Origin of the sequence: Streptomyces sp. NPDC002564 (assembly GCF_042889645.1) — a bacterium.
GTDB lineage: Bacteria > Actinomycetota > Actinomycetes > Streptomycetales > Streptomycetaceae > Streptomyces.
The window spans coordinates 246579-258856 of the sequence record NZ_JBIARE010000002.1; the positions used below are offsets into that span (position 1 = coordinate 246579).

1 protein-coding gene is annotated in these 12278 nt (G+C 72.9%); it reads left to right on the forward strand.

Annotated features, from left to right (window positions below; all coding sequences use genetic code 11):
* The first annotated feature begins 38 nt into the window (after positions 1-38).
* The gene (locus ACFYXE_RS07820; RefSeq protein WP_389310085.1) at positions 39-12263 is read left to right on the forward strand and encodes an SDR family NAD(P)-dependent oxidoreductase; all 12225 of its coding nucleotides are present in this window, start codon (positions 39-41) and stop codon (positions 12261-12263) included.
* Positions 12264-12278: the final 15 nt, after the last annotated feature.

The window sequence follows — 12278 nt, forward strand, 5'->3', positions numbered from 1 at the left end:
CCTTTCTGTGCCCTTCACTGATGGAGAAGTGACGTTCCATGTCGAGTGCTGAAGTGTCGAGTGCCGAAGTGTCGCCCGCCGAAGCGTCGCGTGCCGGAGCGACGAGTACCGGAGCGACGAGTACCGAGGCGAAGCTGCGTCAGTACCTGAAGCGGGTCACCGTGGACCTCGGCCAGGCCCGGCAGCGCCTGCGCGAGGTGGAGGAGCGGTCGCAGGAGCCGATCGCCGTCGTCTCCATGGCGTGCCGGTTCCCCGGCGACACCCGCACGCCCGAGGCCCTGTGGGACCTCGTCGCGGAGGGCGGCGACGCCGTCGGGGACTTCCCCACGAACCGCGGCTGGGACCTCGACGGGCTCTACCACCCGGACCCCGACCACCCGGGCACCAGCTACGTGCGGCGCGGCGGGTTCCTGCACGACGCCCCCGGCTTCGACGCGGCCTTCTTCGGGATCAGCCCGCGCGAGGCGCTGGCCATGGACCCGCAGCAGCGCGTCCTCATGGAGACGGCCTGGCAGCTCGTGGAGCGGGCCGGGATCGACCCGACCGCGCTGAAGCTGACCTCCACCGGCGTCTACGTCGGCGCGGGCGTGCTCGGATTCGGCGGCGCGCAGCCCGACAAGGCGGTCGAGGGCCACCTTCTGACCGGCAACGCCCTGAGCGTCCTGTCCGGCCGCATCTCGTTCACGCTCGGTCTGGAAGGCCCGTCGGTGAGCGTCGACACCGCCTGCTCCTCCTCGCTGGTGGCGATGCACCTCGCGGCGCAGGCGCTGCGGCAGGGCGAGTGCGATCTGGCGATGGCGGGCGGCGTGACGATCATGTCGACGCCCGGCGCGTTCACCGAGTTCTCCCGCCAGGGCGCACTGTCCCCCGACGGCCGCTCCAAGGCGTTCGCGGCCTCCGCCGACGGCACCGGATTCTCCGAGGGCGCGGGCCTGCTCCTCCTGGAGCGCCTCTCCGACGCCCGCCGCAACGGCCACAAGGTCCTCGCCGTGATCCGCGGCTCCGCGGTGAACCAGGACGGCGCCAGCAACGGCCTGACCGCCCCCAACGGCCCCTCGCAGGAACGTGTCATCCGCGCCGCCCTCGCCAACGCGGGCCTGGCCGCCGCCGAGGTCGACGCCGTGGAGGCGCACGGCACCGGCACACGCCTCGGCGACCCCATCGAGGCCGGCGCCCTGCTCGCCACGTACGGGCGGGAGCGCGAGAAGGACCGCCCCCTGTGGCTCGGCTCGGTCAAGTCGAACATCGGCCACCCGCAGGGCGCCGCCGGTGTCGCGGGCGTCATCAAGATGGTGATGGCGCTGCGCCGTGAACTGCTCCCCGCCACCCGGTACGTCGACGAGCCGACCCCGCACGTCGACTGGTCCGACGGCTCCGTCAGGCTCCTCACCGAGCCGGTCCCGTGGACCCGCGGCGACCGGCCGCGCCGCGCGGGCGTCTCCGCCTTCGGCATGTCGGGCACGAACGCCCACGTGATCCTGGAGGAGGCACCCGAGGAGGACGCTCCCGCGGCGGACACCGCCGAGGAAGCGCCCGGGCCGGTGGCGGCCGGAGCGATGGCGGCCGGTGTGGTGCCGTGGGTGGTCTCGGGGCGCGGTGACGCGGCGCTGCGCGCCCAGGCCGCGCTGCTGGCCGACCATGTGACCGCCGCCGGCAGCGGGGACGCCGGTGCGCCGACCGTCCCGCTGCGGGAGGTGGCCTGGTCGCTCGCCACGACACGGACGGCCTTCGAGAACCGTGCGGTCGTCGTCGGCGAGGACCGCGACACGCTTCTCGCGGGGCTGCGCTCCCTGGCGGCGGGCGAGGCCTCGCCGGACGTCGTCGCCGGATCGGTCGGCGCCACCGGCCCCGGCCCGGTCCTCGTCTTTCCCGGGCAGGGCTCCCAGTGGGTGGGGATGGGGGCGCGGCTGCTGGATGAGTCGCCGGTGTTCGCGGCGCGGATCGCGGAGTGTGAGGGGGCGTTGTCGGCGTATGTGGACTGGTCGTTGACCGGTGTGCTGCGCGGGGATGGTGGTGAGTTGTCGCGGATCGATGTGATCCAGCCGGTGCTGTGGGCGGTGATGGTGGCCCTGGCGGCTGTGTGGGCCGAGCAGGGCATCGTGCCGGCGGCGGTGGTGGGGCACTCGCAGGGGGAGATCGCTGCGGCGTGTGTGGTGGGTGCGATCACGCTGGAGGAGGGTGCCCGGCTGGTGGCGGTGCGCAGCATTTTGCTGCGCCGGCTTTCGGGCCGGGGTGCGATGGCTTCGCTGGGGGTGGGTCGTGAGCGGGCCGAGGAGCTGGTGCAGGGGTATCCGGGGGTGGTGGTGGCCGCGGTCAACGGCCCGTCGTCCACGGTGATTTCGGGTTCGCCTCAGGGGGTCGAGGCGGTGGTGGGTGTGGCCAGGGAGGCGGGTCTGCGGGCCCGGGCGGTCGGCTCGGACGTGGCCGGGCACGGGCCGCAGCTGGATGCGATCATGGATCAGCTCACCGAGGGACTCGCCGGGATCCGGCCCACCGCCACGGGTACGGCGTTCTATTCCACCGTCACCGGGGCGCGGCTGGCCGATACCACCGAGCTGGATTCGGCGTACTGGGTCAGGAACGTGCGGCACACGGTGCGGTTCGCCGAGACGGTCGATGCGCTGCTGGCGGATGGCTACCGGTTGTTCATCGAGGCCAGCCCGCATCCGGTGCTGACGTTGGCGATGGAAGGGATCATCGAGGCCGCGGATCTTCCGGCCACCGTGGTTCCCACCCTGCGCCGCGACCACGGCGACACCGGCCAACTCACCCGCGCCGCCGCCCACGCCTTCACCGCAGGCGCCCCGGTGGACTGGCAATGCTGGTTCCCGGGCGACGCGACCCCTCGTACCGTCGACCTGCCCACCTACGCCTTCCAGCACCAGGAGTTCTGGATCGCCCCCGGCAGCGGGCGGGCCGGTGACCCCGCCGGACTCGGGCTCTCCGCGTCGGGCCACCCCTTCCTGGGCGCCTCGGTGGGTCTGGCGAGCGGCGACGTACACCTGTTGAGCGGCCGCGTGTCGCGGCAGTCGGCGTCCTGGCTCGACGACCACACCGTGGCGGGCCACGCGCTCGTGCCCGGCGCCGCACAGGTGGAGTGGGTGCTGCGGGCCGCCGACGAGGCGGGCTGCCCCGCCCTGGAGGAACTCACCCTGCAGACACCGCTCGTCCTGCCCGCCGCCGGAGGCCTGCAGATCCAGGTCGTCGTGGCGGCGGCCGACACGAACGGCCTGCGCCGGGTCGAGCTGTTCTCCCGCCCCGATGACGACGACGTCTTCTCCTCGGCCAGGCCCTGGACCTGCCACGCCACCGGTCTGCTGGCCCCCGCCCCGACGGACGACGCCGCCGCACCCCTGGATGGCGCCTGGCCCCCCGCCGGAGCCGAACCGGCCGACACCGAAGAGCTCTACGCCCGGGCCGACCGGACCGGGTACGGCTACGGACCCGCGTTCCGCGGAGTGCGCGCCCTGTGGCGGCACGGCAAGGACGTCCTCGCCGAAGTGGCGCTGCCCAAGGAGGCGGGCGACCCGGACGGGTTCGGCATCCACCCGGCGCTCCTCGACGCCGTCCTGCAGCCCGCGGCCCTGCTCCTGCCGCCCGCCGATGCCGACCGCTCGGACCAGGTGTGGCTGCCGTTCTCCTGGAACGACGTGGCCCTGCACGCCGTACGGGCCACCTCGGTCCGGGTGCGTCTCACGCCGCTCGGCGACCGGATCGACCAAGGCCTGCGGATCACCGTGGCCGACGCGGTGGGCGCCCCGGTGCTCACCGTGCGGGACCTGCGCTCCCGCCCCACCGACACCGACCGGCTCGCCACGGCCGGCACTCCCGGCCGCCAGGGGCTCTTCACGCTGGAGTGGACGGCACCCGAGACCGCCAACGACCCGGCGCACACCGGCAGTTCGGCGCACAACGCCACCTCGGCGCGGGCCGCCACCGACCCGGCGCACACCGCCACCTCGGCGCAGGCCGCCACCGACCCGGCGCACACCGCCACCTCGGCGCAGGCCTCCGACGCGGGCCGGGACGGCGGCGACCGGGTCATCCTCGGCGAGGACGTCCCGAGCCTCGCCGACCTACTGACCTCCGTCGAGTCCGGCTCCCCGGCACCGCGGCTCGTCGCCGCCCTCGTCGAACCCGACCCCGGCGACGACGGCCTCGCCCTGACCACCCGCGTCCTCGGCCTCCTCCAGGACTGGCTCGCCTCACCCCTCACCGACTCCCGCCTGGTGCTGGCGACAAGGGGCGCGGTGGCGCCCACGGGTGACGGCCAAGGCGACGGGACGGCCGTGGCCGGTGACGTCGACGTGGCGTCCGCCGCCGTCTGGGGCCTGGTCCGCAGCGCCCAGTCGGAGAACCCCGACCGCTTCACGCTCATCGACCTGGGCCCCGACGACACCCTCGCCGACGCCCTCGCGACGGCCCGCGTCGAAGAGCCCCAACTCGCCTTCCACGGCGGCGAGACACGAGTCCCGCGACTCGCCCGCGCCGCACGGACGACCCCGTCCGAACCGTCACCTCCCCCGGGCGAGCACACGGATCCTTCGGGCGAGCACACGGACGGACCCGAAGGCCCCGGAGCGCTCGATCCCGACGGCACGGTCCTCATCACCGGCGGCACCGGCGTGCTCGGCCAACTCGTCGCCGAGCACCTGGTACGCGAGTGGGGCGTACGCCACCTGCTGCTCGCCAGCCGCAGCGGTGCCCGCGCCCGGGGCGGCGACGAACTCCGGGCCCGTCTCGTCGCCGCGGGCGCGGACGTCACGCTCGCGTCCGCCGACGTGGGCGACGCCGAAGCGGTCGCCGAGCTCGTCGCGTCCGTCGACCCGGCGCACCCGCTGACCGGCGTGGTCCACGCGGCGGGCGTCCTGGACGACGCCGTCGTCACCGCCCAGACCCCCGAACGCCTCGCGCACGTGTGGGCGGCGAAGGCGACCGCCGCACGCCACCTGCACGAGGCGACACGCGACACCCCCCTCGGCCTCTTCCTGGTGTTCTCCTCGGCCGCCGCCTCCCTCGGCAGCCCCGGACAGGCCAACTACGCCGCAGCGAACGCCTACTGCGACGCCCTCGTCCGGCGCCGCCGCTCCCAGGGGCTGGCGGGCCAGTCCATCGCGTGGGGCCTGTGGCAGGCGACCAGCGGCATGACCGGCGAGCTGAGCCGCACCGACCTGGCCCGCATGAAGCGGACCGGATTCGCCGCGCTGACCGACGAGGCGGGCCTCGCCCTGCTCGACGCGGCCCGCGCCGACGACCACGCCTACGTGGTCGCGGCCGACCTCGACCCGCGCGCCGACACCGACGGGCTCTCCCCGCTGCTGCGCACGCTGGCCGCCCCCACGAGGCGGCGGCGCGTGGCCTCCGAGGGCCTGGCCGACGGGGCCCTCGCGGCCCGCCTGGCCGGCCTCGACGCGGACGGCCGACTGCGGCTCCTCACCGATGTCGTACGCGAATACGTCGCCGCCGTCCTCGGCCACGGCTCGGCCGCCCAGGTCGGCGTCGACATCGCGTTCAAGGACCTGGGCTTCGACTCGCTGACGGCCGTGGAGCTCCGCAACCGTCTCTCGGCGGCCTGCGGCATCCGCCTGCCCGCCACCCTGATCTTCGACCACCCCACACCGCAGGCCCTCGCCGCCCATCTCGTGCACCGCCTCGCGGGCACCGCGGCGCCCGCGCCCGTCGCCCCGCGGCCCCGGCGGACGACGGCCGACACGGACGACCCGGTCGCCATCGTCGCCATGACCTGCCGCTTCCCGGGCGGGGCGACCTCTCCGGAGGCGTTGTGGGACCTGGTGGACGGGGGTGTGGACGCGATGGGCGCATTCCCCGCAGACCGGGGCTGGGACCTGGAGCGGCTCTTCCACCCCGACCCCGAGCACCTCGGCACCACCTACGCCGACCAGGGCGGATTCCTGCCGGACGCGGGTGATTTCGATGCGGCGTTCTTCGGGATCAATCCGCGTGAGGCGTTGGCGATGGATCCGCAGCAACGGTTGCTGTTGGAGGCGTCGTGGGAGGTGTTCGAGCGTGCGGGCATCGACCCGACGGCCCTCAAGGGCAGCCCGACCGGCACCTACGTCGGACTCATGAACCACGACTACGCCAAGTCGTTCCCCGAGGCCGACGCCCAGTTGGAGGGCTACGCCTACCTGGCGAGCACCGGCAGCATGGTCTCCGGCCGGGTGGCCTACACCTTCGGTCTGGAGGGGCCCGCGGTGACGGTGGACACGGCGTGTTCGTCGTCGCTGGTGTCGATCCATCTGGCCGCGCAAGCACTGCGTCAGGGTGAGTGCGACCTGGCGCTGGCGGGCGGTGTGACCGTCATGGCCGACCCCGACATGTTCGCGGGCTTCGCACGCCAGCGGGGCCTGTCCCCGGACGGCCGCTGCAAGCCGTTCGCCGCCGCGGCCGACGGAGTCGGCTTCTCCGAAGGAGTAGGAGTGCTCCTCCTGGAGCGCCTTTCCGATGCGCGTCGCAGGGGGCACCAGGTTCTTGCGGTGGTGCGGGGTTCGGCGGTGAATCAGGACGGTGCGAGTAATGGGTTGACGGCGCCGAATGGTCCGTCGCAGGAGCGGGTGATTCGTCAGGCGTTGGCGAGTGGTGGGCTTGCTGCGGTGGATGTGGATGTGGTGGAGGGGCACGGTACGGGGACGACGTTGGGTGATCCGATCGAGGCGCAGGCTTTGTTGGCGACGTATGGGCAGGGTCGTGGGGTGGACCGGCCCCTGTGGCTCGGCTCGGTGAAGTCGAACATCGGCCACACTCAGGCCGCGGCGGGGGTCGCGGGTGTCATCAAGATGGTGATGGCGATGCGGTGTGGTGTGGTGCCGGCGAGTTTGCATGTGGATGAGCCGTCGCCGCATGTGGATTGGGATGCGGGTGCGGTGCGGTTGGCGGTCGAGTCGGTGGCGTGGCCCGAGGCGGATCGTCCGCGGCGGGCTGGTGTGTCCTCGTTCGGTGCGTCGGGGACGAACGCGCACGTGATCCTGGAGTCCGTCCCGGAGGCTGTCGTCGAGCCCGTGGTCTCGGAGGGTGTCCCGGTCGCCGACGGCACCGGAGCGATCGTGCCGTGGGTGGTCTCCGCCCGAAGCGCCGAGGCCCTTCGCGAGCAGGCGCGCCGTCTGGGCGACTTCGCCGCCGATCCGTCCCGGGCGCCCCTGACCGAGGTGGGCTGGTCCCTGCTCACGACGCGCGCGCTGCACGAACACCGTGCCGTCGTGGCGAGCGCGGAGCGGGCCGACCTGGTGGCCGCGCTGGCGGCGCTGGCGGCCGGCGAGACGCATCAGGCCCTCATCGGACCGTCCCCCGCCCGCACGCGGACGGGCGGCGATGTGGTGTGGCTGTTCAGTGGTCAGGGCAGCCAGCTCGTGGGTATGGGCTCCGGGCTCTATGAGCGATTCCCCGTGTTCGCGACCGCCTTTGATGAGGTGTGTGGGCTGTTGGATGTGGAGTTGGGGGTATCGGGCGGGTCGCTTCGGGAGACGGTGTTCGAGGGTCCGCGGGAGCGGTTGGATCACACGATGTGGGCGCAGGCGGGTTTGTTTGCGTTGCAGGTGGGGCTTGCGCGGTTGTGGGGGTCGGTGGGTGTCCGGCCGGATGTGGTGGTCGGCCATTCGGTCGGCGAGATCGCCGCTGCCCATATAGCGGGGGTTTTGTCGTTGGCGGATGCCTGTCGGGTGGTGGGTGCGCGGGCCCGGTTGATGGGCGGGTTGCCGGTGGGTGGCGCGATGTGTGCCGTTGAGGCGACGGTGGACGAGCTGACGGGTGACCTTGAGGGATCTGATGTCGGTGTTGCCGCGGTGAACATGCCTGATTCGACAGTCATTTCGGGTCCGTCGGAGGAAGTGGAGCGGGTCGCTGGACTGTGGAGGGCGCGGGGGCGCAAGACCAAGGCGCTCACGGTCAGTCACGCGTTCCATTCGGTGCTGATGGAGCCCATGCTCGAGGAATTTGCCCAGACCCTTCGGGGTGTGGAGTTCCGTCAGCCGTCGATCCCCCTGATCAGCAACGTCTCCGGTGAGCGGGCGGGGGAGGAGATCGCGACTCCCGAGTACTGGGTGCGTCATGTCCGTCAGCCGGTGCTCTTCCAGCCCGCCATCGCCCAAGTGGCGTCCAGTACAGCCGCGTTCATCGAACTGGGACCCGCCCCGATCCTCACGACGGCCGCTCAGCACACCCTCGACGAGGTGGACAACGCGGATCCGGTGCTCGTCGCCTCCCTGGCCGGTGGTCGGCCCGAGGAGGAGGCGTTCGTGGGTGCGGTGGCGGGTTTGCATGTGGCTGGTGTGGGGGTGGAGTGGGCGGGGTTGTTCCCGGGTGATCGGGTGCCGGGTGTGGCGGGTCTGCCGACGTATGCGTTTCAGCGGGAGCGTTTTTGGCTGGTGGGGCGTTCGGGTGGGGCGGATGTGTCGGGGCTGGGTCTGGTGTCGGCGAGGCATGCGTTGCTGGGTGCGGCGGTGGAGTTCGCTGATCGGGGCGGTTGTTTGTTGACGGGGCGGTTGTCTCGTTCGTCGGTGGGTTGGCTGTCTGATCATGTGGTGGCCGGGGCGGTGTTGGTGCCGGGTGCGGCGTTGGTGGAGTGGGTTTTGCGGGCCGGGGATGAGGTGGGTTGCGGTTCGGTGGAGGAGTTGATGTTGCAGGCGCCTGTGGTGGTGCCTGAGTCGTCGGGTCTGCGGGTGCAGGTCGTGGTCGAGGAGGCGGCGGAAGACGGCCGTCGGGGCGTGCAGGTCTACACGCGCCCGGACACCGATGCCGTGGATGGTGAGAGGGCGTGGGTCTGCCACGCCACCGGCACACTGACCCCCGGCCCCACCCCGGACGCGGCCGATGCCGAGACGGGCGGTGCCTGGCCTCCGGCCGGTGCCGAACCGGTGGACGTCGAGGACTTCTACCCGCGGGCCGTAGAGGCCGGATACGGCTACGGGCCGGCGTTCCAGGGTCTGCAAGCGGTGTGGCGACAGGGCCGGGACCTGTTGGCGGAGGTCGTCCTGCCCGAGGCGGCCGGTGCGCACGACGGCTACGGCATCCACCCCGCCCTCCTGGACGCCACCCTCCACCCCCTCCTCGCCGACCGGCTTGCGGGCGGCGCCGATGACGGCGAGGTCCACGTCCCCTTCGCATGGACCGGAGTGTCGTTGCGGGCGGTCGGGGCCGGGGCGGTCCGCGTGCGCCTCCGCCCGGTGGGGGAGAGCCTCGACCAGGGGATGAGCGTGACCGTCACCGACACCACGGGCGGTCCCGTCCTGCGCGTCGACGCGTTGCGGACGCGGCCGGTGAAGCCCGGACAGCTCGCCGCCGCACAACAACACGATGTGCGTGGCCTGTTCACGGTCGAGTGGACCGCCCTCCCCTCACCGCAGACGACGACGGCAACGACGAAGGCGGCGGCGACGGAAACGGCTGGCGGCGACTGGGTCGTCCTCGCCGACGGGGTCGGTCCGGCCGGCGCGGTGCCGGTCCGGGGTGAGGCTCCCTGGGCGGTGGTCTCCCGTGTGGGCGGCGCCGGAGCCGACGGGCTGTCGGTCGCGGAACGGGCGCTGTCGCTCGTACAGGAGTTCCTTGCCGCTCCGGAGTCGGCCGGGTCGCGGCTGGTGCTGGTGACGTGCGGGGCCGTGGCCGCCGGTGAGGGGGCGGACGGGGACAGCGGGTGGAATGTTCACGTGGACCCGGCCGCCGCCGCGGTGTGGGGCATGGTCCGCAGCGCGCAGTCCGAGCACCCCGGCCGCTTCGTCCTGCTCGACACGGAAACCGGCACCGACCTCGGGGCCCTGCCCCAGGATCTGATCCGGCAGGCCGCCGAAGACCTCGACGAGTCCCAACTCGCCCTGCGCGGAGGGTCGCTCTACATTCCCCGGCTCGCCCAGGCCCGTCGCCCGGCCGAACTGGTCGCGCCGCCCGGTGAGCCCGCGTGGCGGCTCCGCATGGTCGAGGGCGGCTCGCTCGACGACCTGGAGGCGGTGGCCTGCCCCGAGGCGTCGGCACCCCTGGCACCCGGGCAGGTCCGTCTGTCGGTGCACGCGGCCGGGGTCAACTTCCGCGACGTGCTGGTGGCGTTGGGCATGGTGCCCGCCTACGGAGCCATGGGCGGTGAGGGCGCCGGCGTGGTGACCGAGATCGGTCCCGACGTGTCGGACCTGTCGGTCGGTGACCGTGTCATGGGTGTCTTCGAGGGGGCGTTCGGCCCCGTCGTGATCGCCGACGCAAGGATGGTCGCGCCCGTGCCGCAGGGCTGGGGCATGCGTGAGGCCGCCGGTGTCCCGGCGGCGTTCCTGACGGCTTGGTACGGGTTGGTGGAGCTGGCCGGGCTGAAGGCGGGCGAGCGGGTACTGATCCACGCGGCCACCGGTGGTGTCGGGATGGCGGCGGTGCGGATCGCCCGGCACCTGGGTGCCGAGGTGTTCGCCACCGCGAGTCCCGGCAAGCACGCTCTGCTGGAGGAGATGGGCATCGACGCGGCCCACCGTGCGTCCTCCCGGGACACCGCCTTCGAGGAGGCGTTCCGCCGGATCTCGGGCGACCGAGGTGTCGACGTCGTACTGAACAGCCTGGCCGGTGAGTTCATCGACGCGTCGCTGCGGTTGCTGGGGGAGGGCGGCCGGTTCCTGGAAATGGGCAAGACCGACCTGCGCACTCCCGAGGAGGTGGCCGCGCGGTACGCGGGCGTCGCGTATACGGTCTACGACCTCGTCGGCGACGCGGGGCCCGACCGCATCGGCCGGATGCTGGACCAGCTCGGCGAGTTGTTCACCTCAGATCGGCTTAAGCCGCTCCCGGTACGTTCCTGGCCGCTGGACAAGGCGCGGGAGGCGTTCCGGTTCATGAGTCAGGCGAAGCACACCGGCAAGCTGGTGCTGGAGGTCCTGCCTGCCCTCGACCCCGAGGGCACGGTGCTGGTCACCGGCGGTACCGGCGCGCTCGGGCGGCTGGTGGCCGAGCATCTGGTGCGGGAGTGGGGTGTACGGCACCTGCTCCTCGCCAGCCGCAGCGGCGCGGAGGCGCCCGGGGCCGACGAACTCGTCGCGAAGCTCGCGGGGTTGGGTGCGGAAGCAACCGTCGCCGCTGCTGATGTGAGTGACGCGGATTCGGTGGCGGAGTTGATCGGCAAGACGGATCCTTCGCATCCGTTGACCGGTGTGGTGCATGCGGCGGGTGTGCTGGAGGACGCCGTCGTGACCGCGCAGACTTCGGAAGGTCTGGGGCGTGTGTGGGCGGCCAAGGCCGCTGCCGCTCGGCATCTTCATGAGGCGACGGCCGGGATGCGCCTCGGCATGTTCGTGGTGTTCTCCTCGGCCGCCGCCACCCTCGGCAGTCCCGGACAGGCCAACTACGCGGCGGCCAACGCCTATTGCGACGCGCTCATGCAGCACCGGCGGGGCCAGTGCGAGGCCGGACTGTCCGTGGGCTGGGGCATGTGGCAGGCCACGGGCGACCCGGCGGACGACAGCGCGGGCAGCACGAAGGACGGCAAGGCCGGTGGCATGACCGGCGGGCTCAGCCGGACCGACGTGGCCCGGATGAGCCGTATCGGCGTCAAGGGGATGAGCGACGAGCACGGACTCGCCCTGTTCGACGCCGCCCACCGCCACGACCGCGCCCACCTCGTCGGCTTCGACCTCGACCTCCGTACGCTCGCCACGCACCCCGTGGACACCCGGCCCGCCCTCCTGCGGGGCCTCGCCGTACCCGGCCCGGGCGCGACGGCCAGGCCGACCGCGACGGCCGGCGGGCAGCCCGCCGACCTGGCGGGCCGGCTCGCCGCCCTGCCCGCGTCCGACCGGCACCACACGCTGGTACGCCTGATCAGGGAGCAGGCCGCCACGGTTCTCGGCCTCCACGCCGACAGCCTCGCGACGGGCAGCACCTTCAAGGAACTCGGCTTCGACTCCCTCACCGCGGTCGAGCTGCGCAACAGGCTGTCCGCCGCCACCGGCCTGCGCCTGCCCTCCGGGCTCGTCTTCGACCACCCGGACGCCGACATCCTCGCCACGCACCTCGGCGAGCAGCTCGCCCCCGGCGGCGACACCCCCGCCGGACAGGAGGCCACCGACCCGGTCCTCCGCGAGCTGGCGAAGCTGGAGAACGCGCTGTCGGCGGGACCGGTCGGGGACCTCGACGCCGAAGCGGTCACGGCCCGCCTGGAGACGCTCCTGTCGAAGTGGAAGGCGGCCGGGGCCGCCCCCGGCTCCGGCAGCACCAAGGAGCAGCTCCAGGTCGCCACGACCGACCAGGTCCTCGACTTCATCGACAAAGAACTGGGTGTGTGAAACGACCGTGCACGG

Coding starts and splice junctions, on each gene's coding strand:
- ACFYXE_RS07820 (WP_389310085.1), top strand. CDS start 39: ATGTCGAGTGCTGAAGTGTCGAGTGCCGAAGTGTCGCCCGCCGAAGCG.